Genomic DNA, 19,095 nt, shown 5'->3' on the forward strand with positions numbered 1-19,095 from the left:
CGGCCTCCTCAGGGAGCAGTAATTGGGCCCGCTCCGGTCACAACGAGTGCTTTCGCAGTCCACGACGGCCGCAGTTACTGAGGAGCGAGCGTCTCACCCCGCCCCCTGAGGAGCGAGCTTGCGAGCGTCTCACCCCGCCCCCTGAGGAGCGAGCCTTGCGAGCGTCTCGAAGGGCTCGCCGCGCCGGCATCACGAACACGGCCGCGAGGAGGGCACACACGAGCAGACCGGCCGTGAGGAGGTACGTGTCGGCGATCGCCGAGGCCAACTCGGGCGCGGCGTCGATGCGTTCGGTGGGACTCAACGTCATCGCCCCCGCCACTCCTCGACCGTCGACCGCCCCGCTGCGCGAGTTCATCAGCGCCGCAATGGTGGCGGTGATCGCGGCGGATGCCATCGCGACGGCGAACTGGTTCGAGGTCGTGAGGATGGTCGTGCCACCCGGGGTGTCGGCGCCTTCGAGATCGCGGGTGGCGGCGGTCATGGTGGGCAACATCGTCGCTCCGACACCGATTCCCATGAGAGCGAGGATCGCGACGATGACCGGGTAGGAAGTGGACTCGTCGAGCAGCGTCGCCATCAGGATCATCGCCGTCGTCGACAGCACGATCCCGCAGATCGCGACCCGCCGTGGGTCCACGGAATCGGCCACGCGGGTGGCGATCTGGAGAGTGATGCCGCTCAGGAGCGCGGGGAGGACGAACAGCATGCCTGCGGTCGTGGCCGAATCGGACCGGACCGATTGGACATAGATCGGCAGAATGGTCATCGAGCCGAAGTACGCCCCGGCGAAGAAGATCATCACCACGACGCCACCACGCAGGCGAGCTTGTGCCAGGAGTCGGAGATCCAGGACGGGGGCGCGGCTGCGCAGCGACCGGCGCACGAAATACGCCAACAGGATCACGCCGATACCGACCGGCACCAGGATCGACGCCGCGAGGAGCGAACCGGTGTCGCCGGCGCGAGACAGGCCGAGAACCAGGAACGCACCACCCGGGGACAGAGCGGCAACCGCACGCAGGTCGATCCGCGGCATCCGGCGAGAGCCGGTCCGGGGGAAGAATCGCCAGGCCAACGCCACCGCGATCAGTCCGAGGGGAACGTTGACCGCGAAGACGACGCGCCAGCTGCCATGGTCCACGAGAACGCCGCCCAGCACCGGACCGAGCACGGGACCGACGAGGGTGGGCAGTCCCAAGATGGCCATCATCCGACCGCGTAGTCTCTCGGGCACCGCCTGCAGCGCGATGGCCATGCCCACGGGTTGGAGCATTCCGCCGCCGAGTCCCTGTAAGGCGCGAAAGACGATGAGACTGACGATGTTCCAGGACAGGGCGGTGAGCAGGGAGCCGAGGACGAAGACCAACAGCGCCGCGCAGTACACGCGCCGACCGCCGAACCGATTGCCGGCGTACGCGGATAGCGGCATCACCGCCACAAGGGCCAGCGCGTAGGCGGTGGTCACCCACTGCACGCTGGACAGCGGGGCGTCGAATTCGGTGGTGAGTTGTGGGAGCGCGACGGTCACCACCGTCACGTCGAGCATCACCATGAGGGTCGGGACGACGAGGATGAGGCCGATGCGCCGGCTGGCCGGGTCGAGTGTGGTCACGACGACGAGCAGACAACCTCAAGTGAACTTGAAGTCAATACCGGTGTGAATTCGCGCGTCTTCGGGCAAGGTGGAGAGATGCCGGACAACGAGAAGCCCACCTGGACGACGAACGAAGACGAACTGAGAACCGACCCCGATCTGCGGGACGATCCGGACGAGGAGCACGGTCCCGAGTCCGTTCTGCCGGCCGCCGGTGACACCGCGATCGGGCAGACGAAGCGGACCGAGGAGGAGAAGGCCGCCTACGAGGCCGCTCCCCACACCGGTCACTCCGATCAGGGCCACGCTCTGGGCGGTTCCGAGGGCACGGCGGAGGGACAGTGATGGCCGAACCGACCCGCACCATCGTTCTCACCGGCGCCAGCGACGGTATCGGCGCGATCGCCGCCCGGTCCCTGGCCGGGCCCGATACCAATCTCGTCCTCGTCGGACGCTCACCGAAGAAGCTCGCGCCGATCGCGGCGGAGACCGGCGCGACCCAGTTCACCGCGGATTTCTCGGATCTGGCGCAGGTGCGGGACCTCGCTGCCGAGATCAACGGCGCCGTGGGGACGATCGACGTCCTGATGAACAACGCGGGCGGGACGTTCGACTCGTCCCAACGCACCGCCGACGGGCACGAGTTCAACTTCCAGATCAACCATCTCGCGCCGTTCCTGTTGACTCACCTGCTGCGAGACCGACTGGCCGCGGCACCGCAGTCCCTGGTCCTGAACACCTCCAGCGTGGGCAATCTCTTCGGGCAGGTCGACCTCGATGATCTCGACTTCGAGAAACGCCGGACACTCGCGATGCGCCCGTACGGCACCGCCAAGCTGATGAACATCCTGTTCACGCGCGGGATCGCCCAGCGCTGGACTGCCGACAAGATCTATTCCGCCGCAGTGCATCCCGGACCCGCGGCAACGAGCTTCGGCCGCGACTCGCGATTCGTCGGGCTCGCCTATCGGTCCCCGATCACACGCCTGGTGACCATCACCCCCGAGCAGGGTGCCGCCCCGCTGATCGCCCTGGCCGAGCGCGGCGCCGACCCGAGCGTCAACGGGGTGTACTTCAACCGCCACAAGCCCAACGGCCGGGAGAATCGCCAGGCCCACGACCAGACACTGATCGACGGTCTGTGGCAGCGCTCCGCCGAGCTCACCGGTCTCACCTGACCTGACCTGCACCGTGGCCGAGATCGCGGTTGTTCTCTACGTTGGCGGACGATGTCCACATCGTCTACCTGGACACAGGAGGTTCAGATGACACGCAACATTCTCTTCATCATGACCGGCGCCGGAAGCTGGACGCTGAACGACGGCTCGGCTCACAAGACCGGGTTCTGGGCCGAAGAGGCCGTCGCCCCACTGGAGGTCTTCCGCGCGGCCGGATACAAGGTCACGGTGGCCACCCCGAACGGCGTACAGCCACCGGTCGACGAGACCAGTCTGGCGGTCGAGAGCATCGGCACGCCCGAGCGCGCGGCCGAGATCCGCCACGTGGTCGAGACCGCACCCGAACTGAAGAAGCCGATCGCGCTCACCGACGTTCGCATCGCCGACTACGACGCCGTGTTCGTTCCCGGCGGACACGGCCCGATGGAGGATCTGGCGGTCGACGCGGACGCAGGTGGCCTCCTGATCGCAGCCGACGAGGCGCAACTACCGGTCGGGATCGTCTGTCACGGGCCGGCGGTCCTGCTCGCCGCGAACACCCCCGACGGGGTCAACGCGTTCGCCGGTCGCACGGTGACCGGCTTCAGCAACGCCGAGGAGGAGCAGGCCGGGCTCGCCGACAAGGCTCCCTGGCTCCTGCAGGACCGGCTCACCCAGGCGGGATTCAAGGTCACCCTCGCCGAACCGTGGACGGTCCACATCGAGACCGACGGCAACCTGTTGACCGGCCAGAACCCCGCATCGTCGGAATCGCTGGCCCGCACCCTGCTCGATCGACTCGAGAACGTCCCGCAGGGCTCGAAGTAGGACTTTTGCTCGCCGAGGTGCGAGGAGCGTTAGCGACGCCCCCTCCCGCTCCCTAATCCGAAAGAAGCGCCCCCCCTCTGCTCCCTGAGGTGCGAGGAGCGTTGGCGACGAGCCACGAAAGGGCCTGGTGAGATACCTCGCCAGCCCCTTCGTGGCTCGCTTCGCTCGCACCTCGGGGAGCAGAGATCGGGACGCTCACGAGTGTTCTTTTGTTGTTCCACGACGGCCGCCAGGCCGCAGATACCGAGGCGCGCGTCAGTGCCGAGAGTCGTACGGCAGCAACGCCATCTCGCGTGCGTTGCGGATCGCCGTGGCGACCTGGCGCTGCTCCTGTGGACTCAATCCGGTGAGCCGTCGGCTCCGGATACGTCCTTTGTCGGACAAGAACTGCCGCAGCAGCGCGACGTCTTTGTAGTCGACGGGATTACGCCCGTCGACGCGTACACCCTGCGCTGCGAGCAGGTTCTTCTTGCGTTTGGCCGGCACGTCGTCGCGCTGGCGGATTCTCTTGTTGGCCATCACCGTTCCTGGTTCTCGTAGGGCCGTCTCACCAGCTGGACTTCTGGATCCCGGGTAGTTCGCCGCGATGCGCGAGCTCTCGGAACCGGACGCGGGACAGACCCGCTTTCCCGATGTACCCGCGCGGACGGCCGTCGACCGCATCCCTGTTCCGCAGCCGCGTCGGACTTGCATTGCGCGGCAGCCGTTGGAGACGTCGCATCGCTTCCATCCGCTCGTCGGGCGTCGAATCTGCCGCCACGCTCGCGCGTTTCAGTTCGGCGCGGAGGTCGGCATACCGCGCGACGACGTCCTTACGCTGGTCGTTGCGGACGATCTTGGACTTCTTGGCCATCAGCGGTCCTCCTTGAAGTCGACGTGGGCCCGGGCGATCGGGTCATATTTGCGGAGGACCATCCGGTCGGGATCATTGCGGCGGTTCTTCCGGGTCACGTACGTGTACCCGGTCCCGGCGGTGGAGCGCAGTTTGACGATCGGGCGGATCTCGTTGCGCGCCATCAGACTTTCTCTCCACGCGCGCGGATCTTGCGCAGCACCGACTCGATGCCGTGTTTGTCGATGGTCGAGATCCCCTTGGCGCTCACGCGCAGCATCACATACCGCCCTTCACTGGGCACGTAGTAGCGGCGTCGTTGGATGTTCGGGTCCCACCGGCGCGACGTCCGCTTGTGCGAATGCGACACCTGCTTGCCGAATCCCGGCACCCGACCGGTGACCTGGCACCTCTTGGACATGCTGCCTCCTGTTCTTATCGACAATGATTGGCATTAACTGTTCGGCCACGGTACCGTCGGCGGGGCACAAATGGAAATCATTCTCAATAGATCGGAGTGGAGTCGTGTTCGACGATGGACTCGCGAACCGCCCGGAGGTCGCCGGACCGACCGACCATCGAACCTCGGTCGTCCTGGTCACCGGGCTCGACGCACCGTCGATCCATCGGGTGGGCGATGCGTTGGAGTGCGGCGGTGTCGGCAGCGTGCAGGTACACCACGACCTGACCCAGGTGGAGGATGGGCGCGTCGTCCGGACCCTCAGTTGGCGGGGACCCGACGGGCGTAGCCGACATGACGTCTGCATCGTCGAGTTGGCCCATGGATGCATCTCGTGCACGCTGCGCGAGGACCTGCTCCCCATGCTCCGGCGCCTTCATCGTCGACCGTCGGTGAACCGGATCGTCCTCACGCTCGACCCCGTCCTGGAACCCGAGCAGGTCGCCTGGTCGATCGAGAACGTCATCGTCGCGGACATGCCCGGGTTCGACGACGCCCCGGCGGCCGCCGACGTCCGCGTCGACCTCACCATTGCGTGTGTCGCCGAGGAAGATTGGCTGACGTCGGCGACGGGCGACCTCTCCCTGGCAGAAGGCGGGCACGTCGCGCTCGACGACGACCGCACGCTCGCTCAGGTCGCGGTCGGACAGGTCGCCTTCGCCGATGCGCTCGTGGTCGCGGCGTGCGACCCGACCTTCCGCGACGCGTGGACGTCGGCCCGGCTCGTCGCCGTCCTCAAGCGGCTCGCACCGCATGTCCCGATGATGTTCGAGCTGCCCCAGCGTCCGATCACACCGCTTCTCGCCGAGCAGTTGCTCGCCGCGGTGCCCCCACGTTCACGGCGGGGTCGCATCGACGGTCCGCACGATCCCCTGCTCGCAGGCGAGCCCCCGTTGGAGTCCGACTGCGGGGTCACCTGGGTCGAGTTCCACAGCGACCGACCTCTGCACCCGGGCCGTTTCCACGACGCGATCGACGCGCTGCTCGACGGGGTCGTCTGTGCGCGCGGGAGGCTCTGGATGGCGACACAGCCCGACGAGGCGCTGTGGCTCGAGTCGGCCGGTGGCGGGCTGCGCGTCGCCCACGGAGGCCCCTGGCTGGCCTCCATGTCCGATGACGAGCTCGCCGAGGTGTCCGCCGAACGTCGCGCCCTCGGTGCCCTGCGCTGGGACGAGACGTTCGGCGACCGCCACACGTCACTCGTCGTGCTCGTTCACTCGGGCGAACCCGCCGACATCGAGGAGGCACTGCGGACCGCGTGCCTCAACGAGGTCGAATTCGCTGCGGGACAGCAATTCTGGTCGACCTTCGACGATCCCTTCGGTCAGTTCCACGCCGACCCGTGCGACGACCTCGACGTCGCCGAGTCGACCGTGGACGCGATCCCGGGGCTCGACGCCTCGGACCCGCGGGACAACTGACGCTCATCCATCTCTCGAAAGGCACCCAGCATGAAGAAGGGCATCCACCCCGACTACCACCCCGTGGTCATCCGCGACGGTTCAACGGGCAAGGAGTTCCTCACCCGCTCGACCGCGACGTCGTCGGCGACCGTCACGTGGTCCGACGGCAACGAGTACCCGCTCATCACCGTCGATGTCACCAGCGATTCGCACCCGTTCTACACCGGCGTCAACACGATCCCCGACGTCGCCGGCCGGGTCGAGAAGTTCCGCCGTCGGTACGCGCACCTGGAGAAGAAGAACGACTGAGGGTCGGGGCCTCGACCCTGAGACCGCTGGGTCCGAAGTCTTCTGCGGAGTCCGACACCGCGGACCTGTCAGTTCTTGTCGTCCTTCGGTTTCCCGTTCCCCTTGTTCTCGCTGTTGCCACCACCACTGTTGCCACCACCGTTGTTCCCCCGCCCGTTTCCACCGCTTTCGGCCGGACCCTGCTCGGTCGGTGGCGCGTCGGTCTCCGTCGCGTCGGTCGGTACAGGGATCGGCGTGGACGCGTCGACTGTGCTCGGCGAAGTCGGACGGGATTCAGTGGCCGAGGACTCGGCGGCCGGCAGGGAGGTCGGGGTCGCCGGGACCGGTGTGTCGTCGTCGGATCCGCCGGCGATGACGACGACGGCTACGAGTAGGGCGACCAGCAGGGCGGCAGCGCCACCCAGAACCGCGATCGACGTTCGACGTCGGGACCGGTTCGGCCCACCCGGAAGCGGAGCCGTTCCCGACGGGATCCCAGGGGGCGGCATCAGCGGCGGCAGCGGCGCCGTGAGCCGGTTCGTCCCCGCGTCGCGGCCCGGGTGGTCGCCTCCCGCCAACGCCGCGCTCATCGCCGCGGCACTCGGAAACGGCACGGTGTCGCCCGGACGCATCGCCCGGTCGATCGTCTCGCGCAGTGTCGGCGCGACATCCGGACGGATGTCGGCCAGCGGTGGCGGTGGCGCGTGCAGGATGGCGTGCGCCACGGCGGCAGGGTTGTCGTGGTCGTACGCTCGGCGACCGGTCAACGCCTCGTACGCCACGACCGCAGCCGCGTAGAGATCGTCGGCCGGAGTCGCCGCCCGGCCCAACACGCGACCGGGACTGAGATAGCAGATGGTGCCGACCACTTCTCCCGTCGCCGTGTGCGCCATCCCGGCGGTCTTGGCGATGCCGAGATCGGCCACCTTCACCCGGTCGCCGGACATCAGCAGATTCGCGGGTTTGATGTCGCGGTGCAGCACGCCGGCGGAATGGGCGGCCTGCAGGGCGGCCAGGACGTCGTCGAGCATCGCCGCGACGCGGTGGGGTGGCAACGGCCCGCCGACCATGAGGTCGCCGACCGTTGTGCCACTCAGCCGTTCCATCACGATGTACGGCGTGCCGTCGTGCTCGCCGAAATCATGGACGGCGACGATGTTCGCGTGGTTGAGTGCGGCAGCCGCCCGCGCCTCCGCCGCGAATCGGTCCCGTGCGACCGTCCCGGTCTCCGGCTCTGAGCGCAGCAGTTTGATGGCGACCGATCGGTGGAGTCGCCGGTCCCACCCGTCGTAAACCACTGCCATGCCGCCGCGTCCGAGAACTCCCCGGATCTCGTAGCGTCCGTCGAGCAGGTCTCGGTCCACCTGTTCACGGTAGCGGGTTCGATGTCCAGCCATCGTCGACCCGAAGTCGGACCCGGGCGGCGCGATCTCAGCCGGGCAGCAACCCGTCGACCAGAGCATCGACGATGTCGTCGACCGGTACGTCCGGGAGCAGGGGGCCGGTCAACTGGTCGAGGAGGAGTCCGTCGACCGCGTAGTGGAACAGGGCGATCTCCCGCGCGGTTCCCGGCAGGCCCGCCTGCTCGTTGAAGGCCACGTCCCCGGCGAATCCGGTGCGGCGCCATTCGACGATGATCTCTGCGACCTCGGGGCGCCGAATACCTTCCAGCCGGAGTTCGATCAGTGCAATGGTGACGGTCCGGTTCGCCATCAGACGTTCGACGATGTTGCGGAGGTACTCGGCAAACAGCTCCCGCGTCGGTGTGCGTCCGGCCCGTTCGGCGATGAAGTCGTCACTCGGCGCCAGCCGCTCGTAGATGCGCTCCACCAGACCGGTCAGAAGTGCTGAGCGAGAACGGAAGTAGTTCGTCGTCGTACCGACAGGCACGCCGGCGGCACGATCGACGGCGCGGTGGGTGAGCCCGCGGGCGCCGGTGTCGGCGAGTACTTCGAGGCCCGCATCGGCCAGCGCGCGTCGGCGGTCGTCGTTTCGGGCCATGGGAAAACGATAGCGCAACCACTACATGTGCTGTAGTTTCTCAACCACTACATCTGAAGTGATTGGGGACAACATGCGTGAACTCGTGTACTACGTGGCCGTCAGTCTCGACGGGTACATCGCCGGACCGGACGGGCAGTTCGACGCCTTTCTCATCGAAGGCGATCACATGGACGGGATCAACGACAGATTCGCCGACACGATCCCGACCGACTACGCCGCCGCACTCGGGATCGACCAGAGCGCAGGCATCTTCGACACCGTGCTCATGGGAGCCGGCACCTACGCTGCGGGGCTGCCCGAGGTCACGAGCCCGTACCGCCACCTCGACCAGTACGTCTTCACCCATCGACGACGCGACCCCGTGGACGGTGTGACGTTCACCGACCGCGACCCGCTCGACGTCGTGCGCGATCTCAAACAGGTTGAGGGAAAGGATATCTGGCTCTGCGGGGGTGGCGATCTGGCGACCCAGCTGGCCGACGAGATCGACCGGTTCGTCCTGAAACGTCAGCCGGTGCTCTTCGGCAGCGGGATCCCGCTGATGGCTCCGGGTCGGTACGCGCCCAGGAGGTTTCGCCGCGTCAGTGGTCAGGACTTCGAGACCGGGGTCTCGATCGTCGAATACGCCGCGACGTAGGAGCGGACCTACGTCATCACCGCGAGCGCGTCGTCGAGCGAGACGAGGTCGGCCATCGTCACCGCAGTCCGCGACGAATCGCGCAGCTCTGTCGCAGCGCGGATGGCGGCCAGCGCCGTCAACCGACCTGTCGCCTCGGACTGTCCTGTACCGCAGGCGTGTCGACGTTCACCGGACCGCCGGTTCTCGGCGATGACGTGCCAGGCGTCCGACCCGAGGGGAGGCGCCCACGTCAAGGTGCTCCGCAACACCGGCACCCGACCGATCAGACCCAGCGCCGCGGTCATCGGTGCCGAGCTGAGGGTGAGATACGAGCGGATCGCGCCGGGCTTGTCGTCGAGCAGGACGTGGTCGGGGAAGTCGGCGCGCAGATAGCGCCTGCTGCGTCCGTCCGGTCCGGTGGCGCGGCGGGTCTCGCCGAGGTTGCGCACCGGCCGGCCTTCCGGCGGGTGGTGGACGTCGGTGCCGACCAGACCGACCGTCCAGGCGACTGCCGCCGGGCCATGCTTCTCGCCGGCTCCGAGCATCACGAGTACATCGAGGTCGTCGTCCGGGCGCGAGTCGAGGGAGGCGGCCAGGATCGTGCTCAGGCCCGGTGCAAGCCCCGCTCCCAGGAGGACGGGCCCCACGGCGGCGTCCCGCAGCGCGTCGAGGTAGGCCCCCGACGCCGAGATGTCGACCAGTGGCGTCGGTCCGGTCGCGGTGCCGAGCTCCGGGCGCTCGATCCCCGAGGCATTGACGACGACGTCGTGTCGCGCAACGAGACCACGCAACTCAGAGAGGTTGCCCAGTAGATCGACCCGAGCGTCACCGGTTGCCGTGCGGCTCGTCGCGGTCACGACATGGCCGGCGGCCGCCAACTCGCGGGCGACAAAGGTGCCCACCGCACCGCGCCCACCGAGGAGCAGGATTCTTAGATGCTCGTTCGATTCGTCCACCTCAACGCCACTTGCGTCGTTCCCGATGCTCATGGAGTCCATCGTCTGCGACGGCAGTCGCGACCGGCGAGAGCTTTTGCGGAATCTGCAAAGATGACGCCATGACCGCGGACCTGAACGATCTGATCAGCGCGATCGGTCCGCGGCTTCGCACGCTCCGCCTCGCGCGGGCGCTCACGCTGACCGCTGTGGCCGAGGAGTCGGGACTGTCCATCAGCACACTCTCCCGGGTGGAGACCGGGAAGCGGCAGCCGACGCTCGACGTCCTGCTCCCCCTCGCGAAGGTGTATCGGGTCTCGCTCGATCAACTCGTCGACGCACCGCCCACGGCTGATCCTCGTGTGCATCTCGAACCGAGGTCGGTGTCGTCCGGGGGTGTCATCGTTCCACTCACCGGCTACCCGGGGCGGGTACGGGCGTTCAAGCACATCCTCGGCCCACGCGAGCCGCACCTCGTCACCCATGAGGGGCACGCCTGGCTCTATGTGCTCGCCGGGCGACTGCGCCTACTTCTCGCCGACGACGAGCACCTCCTGGAACCCGGCGAGACGGCCCAGTTCGATCCGACGACACCACACTGGTTCGGACCGGCCGGCGACAGCCCCGTCGAGATCCTGCATCTCTTCGGTCCACATGGTGACCGGCCGGTTGTGCGGCTGGGGTGACAGCCGCGGATCGTGGAAACGCCGAAGGCGACGAGGGCTCATCGAGCCGCATCGTCGCCTTCGGTGAAAGTGGTGGAGCCTAGGAGATTCGAACTCCTGACATCTGCCTTGCAAAGGCAGCGCTCTACCAACTGAGCTAAGGCCCCGTACCGACCCGGATGGGTTCGGCGGGATGCGAATTCCGATGTTCGAAAACATCTGTCGCAGTGGGCCTAGGAGGACTTGAACCTCCGACCTCTTCGTTATCAGCGAAGCGCTCTAACCGCCTGAGCTATAGGCCCTTGAACCGAGGAGTGAGATTACCCGACCGATGCCCCAACAAACAAAACGGCTGGTCAGGAGCTCGCTCAGTCGAGGTCGGCGAGAGTCACCTCGGCGCCGCCGACGAGGTCGGCACAGATGTTGTAGATGTAGCTGCCGATCGTCGCGAGCGCCGTCAGCAGGATGGCGTTGATGGCCCCCAGGAGGGCCGCACCGCCGAAGACGGTGCCGGCCCCGATGACGTCACCACTCGTGCTCGATTCCTCGGCCATGAGTGTTCCGAAGCTGTTGTTCACCTGATCCCACACGCCCATGCCGTCGAGGATCAGATACAGCACCGCCACGGAGATCATCCAGATGAAGAAGCCGACCACCGACAGGACCGCCGCGACCTTGAACGTCGCCCACGGGTCGATCCGACGCACCTGCACCGACGCGCGCAGCGCGGTCCCCGCAGCGAGCACCTGGCGTGGTGCCGACCGCGGAGCCGACTTGCCTCCCGGCGGCGTCTGCGGTGCCTCGGGTCGTTTCAGGTCGGCCGTGTGGTGGATCTGATCCAGATCGGGCAGGTCGTTCTCCGGCAGGTGCCCTCGGTCGATCGTGCTGGTCGGTGACTCGACGAAGCCGGGTTCCTCGGTGGCCGTCGCCGCACCCGGTCGGCGCGGACTCTCGAGCTTGGTCACCGGCGCCTGCTGGCCGCTCATGCTGGCGGCGGCGGTGCCGCTGTTGGTGACGACGCCGCGCGGCGGCGGGCCGCCCGGGTTGTTCTGCGGCGGGCCGCCCGGGTTGTTCTGCGGCGGGCCGCCCGGGTTGTTCTGCGGCGGGCCGCCCGGGTTGCTCGGCGGCGGGCCGCCCGGGTTGCTCGGCGGCGGGCCGCCCGGGTTCCCGTCGGCGCCGGGGCGTGACGCGCCCTCACGAGTGAACGTCTCGGTCGGTGCGGCGGCCGAATCCTCGGCGGGTCCGCGCTGCCAGGGCGGCACCAGTCCCCCGGTCGGGGTACCGGTCCCGGGGCCCCCAGGCCCCCCGGCGGGGCGCCCGTTCTGGTCCTGATGCGGCTCGTTCGGTGTGCTCACAGACATTCCCTCACTCAGGCGTTCTGACGTTGCTCGCTCGGCGCCGGGTCCGAACCCACTGTTCCCCGGCCCGCCGACTGCCGGCGGGCCGCGAAACAGTGGTCTTCACCCTAACGCCTAGGAGGAGACCTCAGTCTCGTCCGGCTCGTCGGCGTTGCGGGCGATGGCGATGACCGTCGTTCCCTCGTCGATGTTCATCAGGCGCACACCCTTGGTCTGGCGACCGGCCTTGCGCACCGACTTCGCCGTGGTGCGGATGACACCACCGCCCGAGGTGATGGCGTAGAGCTCCGAGTCGTCGTCGACGATGAGGGCGCCGATCAGTTCCCCGCGACGGCGATCGTGGGCGATGGTCAGCACACCCTTGCCGCCTCGGCCCTGCACCGGGTAGTCGTCCATGCCGGTTCGTTTGGCGTATCCACCGGACGTCGCGACCAGGAGGTAGGTGCCGTCGCGGACGACGTTGAGCGACAGGAGGGTGTCGTCGGTGTTGAACCGCATGCCCTGGACACCGGAGGTCTGTCGGCCCATCGGCCGCAGGGCCTCGTCGTCGGCGTGGAAGCGGATCGACTGGCCCTTCTGTGAGACCAGGAGCAGATCGTCGTCGGCACTGCACAGCTGGGCACCGACCAGTTCGTCCTCGCCGCGCAGGTTGATCGCCGCGATGCCGCCGGAACGGTTGGAGTCGAAGTCGACGAGTCGCGACTTCTTCACCAGACCGTTGCGGGTGGCCAGCACGAGGTAGGGCGCGTCTTCGTAGGTCTTGAGCTGAATGACCTGGGCGATACGCTCTTCCGGCTGGAAAGCCAGGAGGTTGGCGACGTGCTGGCCCCGCGCGGTGCGGTTCGCCTCGGGCAGCTCGTAGGCCTTGGCGCGGTAGACCCGACCCCGGGTGGTGAAGAACAGAATCCAGTCGTGGGTCGAGCACACGAAGAAGTGCTTGACGATGTCGTCCTGCTTGAGCCCGGCTCCCTGCACACCCTTGCCGCCGCGACGCTGGCTGCGGTAGAGGTCGGTTTTGGTGCGCTTGGCGTACCCGGTCTCGGTGATGGTGACGACGACGTCTTCACGCGCGATCAGGTCCTCGTCGCTGACATCGCCGTCGGCCGCGATGATCTTGGTCCGACGCTCGTCGCCGTACTTCTCGACGACCTCCTTGAGCTCGTCGCGCACGATCGCGCGCTGACGCTCCGGCTTGTCGAGAATGTCCTTGTAGTCGGCGATCTCGAGTTCGATCTCGGCGAGCTCGTCGACGATCTTCTGACGCTCGAGGGCAGACAGGCGACGCAGCTGCATCGCGAGGATCGCATCGGCCTGGATCTCGTCGATGTCGAGGAGATCGATCAGGCCGGTCCGCGCGGTCTCGGTGTTCGCCGAGCGGCGGATGAGCGCGATCACTTCGTCAAGGGCGTCAAGGGCTTTCACCAGGCCGCGCAGGATGTGGGCGCGTTCCTCGGCCTTGCGCAACCGGTACCGGGTACGACGCACGATGACATCGATCTGGTGCGCCACGTAGTAGCGGATCATCTGATCCAGACGCAGGGTGCGCGGCACGCCGTCGACGATGGACAGCATGTTGGCGCCGAAGCTGGTCTGGAGCTGGCTGTGCTTGTACAGGTTGTTCAGCACGACCTTGGCGACGGCGTCGCGGCGCAGTGTCACCACGATGCGCATGCCGACGCGGTCCGAGGACTGGTCCTCGATCCGGCTGATGCCCTTCAGTTTTCCTTCGTTGACCTGCTCGGCGATCGACTGGATGAGGTTGTCCGGGTTGACCTGGTACGGCAACTCGGTGACCACCAGCGTGGTGGTCCCCTTGTTCTCTTCGATGTCGACGACGCTGCGCATGCGGATGCTGCCGCGCCCGGTCATGTAGGCGTCCTTGATGCCCTGGCTGCCGACGATCAGTCCGGCGGTGGGGAAATCGGGACCCTTGATGCACTCCATGCACGCCGCGAGAGTGGTCTCGTCGTCGGCGTCGTGGTTCTCCAGTGCCCAGAACACCGCGTCGGCAACCTCATTGAGGTTGTGCGGCGGCATGTTCGTCGCCATACCGACCGCGATGCCGCCGGATCCGTTGATCAGGAGGTTCGGGATACGGGCCGGCAGAACCGTCGGCTCGTTCGTCTTGCCGTCGTAGTTCGGGACGAAATCGACTGTCTCCTCGCCGATGTCGCGCAACATCTCCATCGCGAGCGGGGTGAGGCGAGCCTCGGTGTACCGCATGGCGGCCGCACCGTCGTTGCCGCGTGAGCCGAAGTTGCCCTGGCCGTCGATGAGCGGGTACCGCATCGACCACGGCTGGGCGAGACGCACCAGGGCGTCGTAGATCGCGGTGTCGCCGTGCGGATGGTAGTTACCCATCGTCTCCGCAACGGGTTTCGCCGACTTCACGTAGCTGCGATCCGGCCGGAACCCGGCGTCGAAGGATGCATAGAGGAGCCGGCGGTGCACCGGCTTCAGGCCGTCGCGGACCTCGGGAAGAGCGCGGCCCACGATGACGCTCATCGCGTAATCGATGTAGCTCTTCTGCATCTCCTGCCCGAGATCGACGGGCTCGATGCGATCGCCTTCACCGCCGGCGGGCGGCAGGGTGGTGTCAGTCATTTGAATTCTTTCTGCCAGTGGTTTCGAGGCTCGTCGCTAGCGCTCCTCGCACCTCAACCAGCGGGGTGCGGATCAGCGGCTCGGAGCCAACCGTTTGGCGATCAGACATCGAGGAAGCGAACGTCTTTCGCGTTGCGGGCGATGAAGCTGCGGCGAGCGGCGACGTCCTCACCCATGAGGATGGAGAACAGTTCGTCGGCGGCCGCGGCATCGTCGAGGGTCACCTGGCGCAGGACGCGCACCGCCGGGTCCATCGTGGTCTCCCACAGTTCCTTGGCGTTCATCTCGCCGAGACCCTTGTAGCGCTGGATGCCGTCGTCGGTGTTGATCTTCTTGCCCGCCGCGCGGCCGGCCTCGAGCAGTCCGTCCCGCTCGCGGTCGGAGTACGCGAACTCGGGCGCCGACTTCTGCCACTTGAGCTTGTACAGCGGCGGCATGGCCAGGAACACGTGACCGTGCTCGATGAGCGGCCGCATGAAACGGAACAGCAGGGTCAGCAGCAGCGTCGAGATGTGCTGGCCGTCCACGTCGGCATCGGCCATCAGCACGATCTTGTGATAGCGGAGCTTGGAGATGTCGAACTCGTCGTGGATGCCGGTGCCGAACGCGGTGATGATCGACTGCACCTCGGCGTTCTTCAGCACGCGGTCGATGCGCGCCTTCTCGACGTTGATGATCTTGCCGCGCAGCGGGAGGATCGCCTGGTACATCGAGTCGCGGCCCGACTTGGCGCTGCCGCCGGCCGAGTCGCCCTCCACGATGTAGACCTCGCACTTGGTCGGGTCGTTGCTGCGGCAGTCGGCGAGCTTGCCGGGGAGACCGCCGATGTCGGTGGCGGTCTTCCGACGCACCATCTCGCGCGCGCGGCGTGCGGCCATGCGCGCCTGCGACGAGTCGACGGCCTTCTTCACGATGATCTTGGCCTCGGCCGGATTCGCCTCGAACCAGTGACCCAGGTGCTCGTTGCAGGTCCGCTGGACGAAGCCCTTGACCTCGGTGTTGCCCAGCTTGGTCTTGGTCTGGCCCTCGAACTGCGGGTCCGAGACCTTCACCGAGATGACCGCCGCGAGACCCTCGCGGATGTCATCACCGGTGAGCTTGCCGTCTTTCTCCTTGAGCAGCTTCTTGTCCAGCGCGTACTTGTTGACCGTGCTGGTCAGCGCCGCGCGGAACCCCTCTTCGTGGGTGCCGCCCTCGTGGGTGTTGATGGTGTTGGCGAAGGTGTGGACCGACTCGGAGTAGCCGGCGTTCCACTGCATCGCGATCTCGACCTCGTGGCCGTCACCCTTGGCGTTGAATCCGATCACCGTGTTGTGGATCGACTGCTTGGTGCGGTTGAGATGTTTGATGTAGTCGACGAGTCCGTCGGGGTAGTGGTACGTGCGGGTCTTCGGCTTGGCCGCCGCGGCAGCCTTCTCCTCCTCGGACTTCACCACCTCGGCGGCCTCGGTGCTGCCGCCGTCCTCGTCGCCGTCGGCATCACCCGGCGGCTCGACGGCCTGCGGGCGCTGATCGGTCAGCGTGATGGTGAGGCCCTTGTTCAGGAACGCCATCTCCTGCAGTCGACGCGCGACCGTCTCGGCGTTGAATCGCGTGGTCTCGGTGAAGATCTCGGGGTCCGGCCAGAACCGGACGGTGGTGCCGGTCTTGCGCGTCGCGCTCCCCTGCTCCAGGGCGCCGGGCTTGGCGTAGCTGTAGGTCTGCTCCCAGTTGTAGCCGTCGTTCTGGATCTCCAGCTCGACCTTGGTGGACAACGCGTTGACCACCGAGATGCCGACACCGTGCAGACCACCGGACACCGCATAGGCGTCGGAGTCGAATTTGCCGCCGGCGTGCAGCTGGGTCATGACGACCTCGACGGTCGGCACGCCGGTCCGGTGCATGCCGGTCGGGATGCCACGACCGTCGTCGACGACCTGCACACCGCCGTCGGCGAGGAGCGTCACGTCGACCCGAGAGGCGAAACCGGCCATCGCCTCGTCGACGGAGTTGTCGACGACCTCCCAGATCAGGTGGTGAAGGCCTCGTTCACCGGTGGATCCGATGTACATGCCGGGCCGTTTGCGGACGGCTTCCAGACCTTCGAGGATGTTGATCGAATCGGCGCCATACTCTGACGGCTTCTTCTTGTTCTTCTTCGGTCCGGTGTCGCTGGTGTCGGCCACGAGGTGCGTCCGCTCCTGTTCTGCTCATCGACGGATCAGGGGGTCTCCGGATCCGTCGTCGATCCTTCTCGACGGGGCACACGGCGGCTACGCACACAGGGATACCCGGTGTGTGGATCCGGGTAGCCTGAAGGCGCTGTCTGTCTGTTGTTGTGCACCCCTGTCGGGACAACTCCCCACAGTGTACTGCCTGACTCGCCCTGGAACGCGCATCCGGGGCCGCTAACAGGCCCTCAGATCGATTTTCTTGGCTTCATCCCGGGTCGATCGTGGCTTGGGGATGTAAAACGGCCCACGAGGCTCAGCAACTAGTAAAGTGCCGGCGACTCTGCTAGCGACGCATCAGCCGTAGGTGTCGCGCGGGCCCCGGCCTCGCACATGCCGCTCGCCCTTGCGCCACGACGGCCCCTTCGGGCCACTGATCCGCAACGAGGTGACCTGACCGTTGCCGATGGCGGCCGCGATCTTGGCGAGGATCTGCGACTGGACGTAACGGAGTTGGGTCGCCCATGCCGTCGACTCGGCCTGGACGTGGAGTACGTTGTCGCGCAGAGCAACCGGCTTCGAGTGTGCAGCGATGTCGGAACCCACGATCTGCTCCCACATGCCGAACAGGGTGCCTTCGCCGATCTTCTCCTGCCAGCCGCGTTCCTTCGCCAGACCTCCGACGAGCCTGCCGAACGGCTGCGGATCCCGCGCATCGGGTCCGGAGCCGGACCAGCGTCGGCGACCCTGGGATCCCCGCGGTACCCGACGCACCGGCGACGCCCGACCCCGACCGACGGACTTCCCCGCGGCGCGGGCCTGCGCACGGGCCTCTTCGAGTGCCTTGCGGGCGCGTTCGTATCCGCCCAGCTCACCCGGCGGCGTCGGGCGCGGCGCCGGCTCGATGGGATCATCCGGAGAAGCGGATGGGTGGTCCTCACTCATGGGTTCCCTCCCCCGCGGCCACCTCGTCGTCACCCTCGCGGTCATCGTCATCATCCTCGGGAGCCCCGGCGCCGTTGACGTCGACGATGTGCGAACGCCGTCCCTCGTCGTCGTCGACGACGTCGACACCGATTCGCCGTCCGCCGATCCGCTCGGGGATGTCCTCCGCCACGGCAGCGGTGATCAGCAGCTGTTCGGCACCGGCGGTGAACTCGACGAGTTGGGCACGCCGCTTGGCGTCGAGTTCGGCGAACACGTCGTCGAGCATGATCACCGGCTCGACACCCTCCGCACGGGTCAGCTCGACGGATCCCAGGCGCAAAGCCAGGGCCAACGACCAGGATTCCCCATGGGAGGCAAAACCTTTCGCGATATCGCTGCCGAGGACGATGTCGATGTCGTCGCGATGCGGGCCGACGAGACACAGGCCGCGCTCGATCTCCTTGTCGCGCAACTCGGTCAGGCGTAGCGCCAGCACGTCGGCGATCGCCTCGGGCGTGCGTTCGTCGATCTCCGCACCCCCCGCGGGCCGGTATCGGAGCACGGCCGGTCGGGAATGCGGCGCGATCGATGCGTACGAACCGGTGAAATGGGGTTCGAGCTCCGCGAGTACCGACAACCGCGCCGACACCACCTGACCACCGAGATCCGCGAGCTGACCGTCCCAGACATCGAGCGTGCTGATCACCGAATCTGCCTGGTCCCCACCACGTCTCAGCGCTGCGGCGGCGGTCTTGAGCAAGGCAGACCGCTGGCGGAGGACCCGGTCGTAATCGGCGCGGGCTGCGGCCAGACGTGGACCCCGCTGAGCGACGAGCTCGTCGACGAAGCGCCGCCGGTCGCTCGGATCCCCCCGCACCAGGGACAGATCCTCCGGCGCGAACAGCACCGTGCGGAGGATCCCGAGCAGATCACGGGGTCGGCGTGCCGGACTCTGGTTGATCGCGGCCTTGTTGGCGCCCTCGGCGTTGATCCGTAGATCCGCGGTCAGTTCGCGGCCGTCGTTCTCGACGGTCGCGATCACCGAGGCCGACGCGGATCCCGCGTGTACCAGCGGCGCGTCGGAACTCACACGATGCGACCGGAGGGTGGAGAGATAGAAGAGCGCCTCGAGCAGGTTGGTCTTGCCGAAGCCGTTGCGGCCGGTGAAGACGGTCGGACCGGGGGCCAGATCGAGATCGACGGCCCGCCACGATCGGAAATCCCTCAGATGCAGCTCACGGACGAACACGAGTCGGCGTCGATCCTGG

20 protein-coding genes and 2 tRNA genes are annotated in these 19,095 nt (G+C 67.2%); 7 read left to right on the top strand and 15 right to left on the bottom strand.

Annotation, left to right across the window (positions count from 1 at the left end; all coding sequences use genetic code 11):
* Window positions 1-37 precede the first annotated feature (37 nt).
* Window positions 38-1,615 (bottom strand): DHA2 family efflux MFS transporter permease subunit, encoded by a 1,578-nt coding sequence (locus AB4Z55_RS02315; RefSeq protein ID WP_369519038.1) that lies wholly within the window; start codon window positions 1,613-1,615, stop codon window positions 38-40.
* Between the two features lie 78 nt (window positions 1,616-1,693).
* Between AB4Z55_RS02315 and AB4Z55_RS02320 the strand changes: the two genes are divergently transcribed.
* From AB4Z55_RS02320 to AB4Z55_RS02330, 3 genes are all read left to right on the top strand, one after another.
* On the top strand, window positions 1,694-1,942 hold the full coding sequence (locus AB4Z55_RS02320; protein ID WP_369519039.1) for a hypothetical protein: 249 nt from the start codon (window positions 1,694-1,696) through the stop codon (window positions 1,940-1,942).
* Complete coding sequence (locus AB4Z55_RS02325) at window positions 1,942-2,775, top strand: SDR family NAD(P)-dependent oxidoreductase (protein ID WP_064571344.1); 834 nt, start codon at window positions 1,942-1,944, stop codon at window positions 2,773-2,775. Before AB4Z55_RS02320 ends, AB4Z55_RS02325 begins: the two co-directional genes overlap by 1 nt.
* 87 nt (window positions 2,776-2,862) lie before the next feature.
* Window positions 2,863-3,582, top strand: a complete 720-nt coding sequence (locus tag AB4Z55_RS02330; protein ID WP_369519040.1) for a type 1 glutamine amidotransferase domain-containing protein — start codon at window positions 2,863-2,865, stop codon at window positions 3,580-3,582.
* A gap of 255 nt (window positions 3,583-3,837) precedes the next feature.
* Here AB4Z55_RS02330 and rpsR read toward each other — a convergent pair whose 3' ends face one another.
* Genes rpsR through rpmB form a run of 4 tightly spaced genes read right to left on the bottom strand, consistent with a single transcriptional unit; the run spans window position 3,838 to window position 4,835 of the window.
* Window positions 3,838-4,101, bottom strand: coding sequence for a 30S ribosomal protein S18 (rpsR, locus tag AB4Z55_RS02335; RefSeq protein ID WP_004020949.1), 264 nt, complete (start codon window positions 4,099-4,101; stop codon window positions 3,838-3,840).
* Window positions 4,102-4,129: 28 nt separating this feature from the next.
* Window positions 4,130-4,435, bottom strand: a complete 306-nt coding sequence (gene rpsN, locus AB4Z55_RS02340) for a 30S ribosomal protein S14 (protein ID WP_369519041.1) — start codon at window positions 4,433-4,435, stop codon at window positions 4,130-4,132.
* Window positions 4,435-4,599 (bottom strand): 50S ribosomal protein L33, encoded by a 165-nt coding sequence (rpmG, locus tag AB4Z55_RS02345; RefSeq protein ID WP_004020951.1) that lies wholly within the window; start codon window positions 4,597-4,599, stop codon window positions 4,435-4,437. The genes rpsN and rpmG overlap by 1 nt, the downstream gene beginning before the upstream one ends.
* Window positions 4,599-4,835 (bottom strand): 50S ribosomal protein L28, encoded by a 237-nt coding sequence (gene rpmB, locus AB4Z55_RS02350; protein WP_101820432.1) that lies wholly within the window; start codon window positions 4,833-4,835, stop codon window positions 4,599-4,601. Before rpmB ends, rpmG begins: the two co-directional genes overlap by 1 nt.
* A 104-nt stretch (window positions 4,836-4,939) precedes the next feature.
* Between rpmB and AB4Z55_RS02355 the strand changes: the two genes are divergently transcribed.
* Both AB4Z55_RS02355 and AB4Z55_RS02360 read left to right on the top strand, forming a co-directional pair.
* On the top strand, window positions 4,940-6,295 hold the full coding sequence (locus AB4Z55_RS02355; protein WP_369519042.1) for a GTP-binding protein: 1,356 nt from the start codon (window positions 4,940-4,942) through the stop codon (window positions 6,293-6,295).
* A gap of 30 nt (window positions 6,296-6,325) precedes the next feature.
* Window positions 6,326-6,586, top strand: coding sequence for a type B 50S ribosomal protein L31 (locus tag AB4Z55_RS02360; RefSeq protein ID WP_101820434.1), 261 nt, complete (start codon window positions 6,326-6,328; stop codon window positions 6,584-6,586).
* A 68-nt stretch (window positions 6,587-6,654) separates the two neighbouring features.
* Here the strand turns inward: AB4Z55_RS02360 and AB4Z55_RS02365 are convergent, their stop codons facing one another.
* Both AB4Z55_RS02365 and AB4Z55_RS02370 read right to left on the bottom strand, forming a co-directional pair.
* Window positions 6,655-7,929 (bottom strand): serine/threonine-protein kinase, encoded by a 1,275-nt coding sequence (locus AB4Z55_RS02365; RefSeq protein ID WP_369519043.1) that lies wholly within the window; start codon window positions 7,927-7,929, stop codon window positions 6,655-6,657.
* A gap of 67 nt (window positions 7,930-7,996) precedes the next feature.
* On the bottom strand, window positions 7,997-8,566 hold the full coding sequence (locus AB4Z55_RS02370; RefSeq protein WP_369519044.1) for a TetR/AcrR family transcriptional regulator: 570 nt from the start codon (window positions 8,564-8,566) through the stop codon (window positions 7,997-7,999).
* A 73-nt stretch (window positions 8,567-8,639) separates the two neighbouring features.
* Here AB4Z55_RS02370 and AB4Z55_RS02375 point away from each other — a divergent pair, with 73 nt between their 5' ends.
* Complete coding sequence (locus tag AB4Z55_RS02375) at window positions 8,640-9,206, top strand: dihydrofolate reductase family protein (protein ID WP_101820436.1); 567 nt, start codon at window positions 8,640-8,642, stop codon at window positions 9,204-9,206.
* 8 nt (window positions 9,207-9,214) lie between these two features.
* Here AB4Z55_RS02375 and AB4Z55_RS02380 read toward each other — a convergent pair whose 3' ends face one another.
* Entirely contained in the window at window positions 9,215-10,177 is a 963-nt protein-coding gene (locus tag AB4Z55_RS02380) for a saccharopine dehydrogenase (protein WP_248644189.1), read from the bottom strand.
* 68 nt (window positions 10,178-10,245) lie between these two features.
* Between AB4Z55_RS02380 and AB4Z55_RS02385 the strand changes: the two genes are divergently transcribed.
* Window positions 10,246-10,809 carry a helix-turn-helix transcriptional regulator gene (locus AB4Z55_RS02385; protein ID WP_248644187.1) on the top strand — a complete coding sequence of 188 codons (564 nt, stop codon included), beginning with the start codon at window positions 10,246-10,248 and terminating at the stop codon, window positions 10,807-10,809.
* A 70-nt stretch (window positions 10,810-10,879) separates the two neighbouring features.
* Here the strand turns inward: AB4Z55_RS02385 and AB4Z55_RS02390 are convergent.
* From AB4Z55_RS02390 to recF, 7 genes are all read right to left on the bottom strand, one after another.
* Window positions 10,880-10,955: transfer RNA gene (locus tag AB4Z55_RS02390), tRNA-Ala, on the bottom strand.
* Between the two features lie 61 nt (window positions 10,956-11,016).
* Window positions 11,017-11,090 (bottom strand) — tRNA-Ile (locus AB4Z55_RS02395).
* Between the two features lie 66 nt (window positions 11,091-11,156).
* Window positions 11,157-12,143 carry a DUF3566 domain-containing protein gene (locus AB4Z55_RS02400; RefSeq protein ID WP_369519045.1) on the bottom strand — a complete coding sequence of 329 codons (987 nt, stop codon included), beginning with the start codon at window positions 12,141-12,143 and terminating at the stop codon, window positions 11,157-11,159.
* Between the two features lie 117 nt (window positions 12,144-12,260).
* Window positions 12,261-14,750: a DNA gyrase subunit A gene (gene gyrA / locus AB4Z55_RS02405; RefSeq protein WP_101820438.1), complete on the bottom strand. Its 2,490-nt coding sequence runs from the start codon at window positions 14,748-14,750 to the stop codon at window positions 12,261-12,263.
* A 101-nt stretch (window positions 14,751-14,851) separates the two neighbouring features.
* Window positions 14,852-16,915, bottom strand: a complete 2,064-nt coding sequence (gene gyrB / locus AB4Z55_RS02410) for a DNA topoisomerase (ATP-hydrolyzing) subunit B (protein WP_004020963.1) — start codon at window positions 16,913-16,915, stop codon at window positions 14,852-14,854.
* Between the two features lie 342 nt (window positions 16,916-17,257).
* Window positions 17,258-17,845, bottom strand: coding sequence for a DUF721 family protein (locus AB4Z55_RS02415; RefSeq protein WP_239403597.1), 588 nt, complete (start codon window positions 17,843-17,845; stop codon window positions 17,258-17,260).
* On the bottom strand, window positions 17,838-19,076 hold the full coding sequence (recF, locus tag AB4Z55_RS02420) for a DNA replication/repair protein RecF (protein WP_248644183.1): 1,239 nt from the start codon (window positions 19,074-19,076) through the stop codon (window positions 17,838-17,840). The genes AB4Z55_RS02415 and recF overlap by 8 nt, the downstream gene beginning before the upstream one ends.
* Window positions 19,077-19,095: the final 19 nt, after the last annotated feature.

It is taken from the genome of Gordonia sp. ABKF26, from assembly GCF_041103195.1.
In the GTDB taxonomy this organism is placed as follows: Bacteria; Actinomycetota; Actinomycetes; order Mycobacteriales; family Mycobacteriaceae; genus Gordonia; species Gordonia terrae.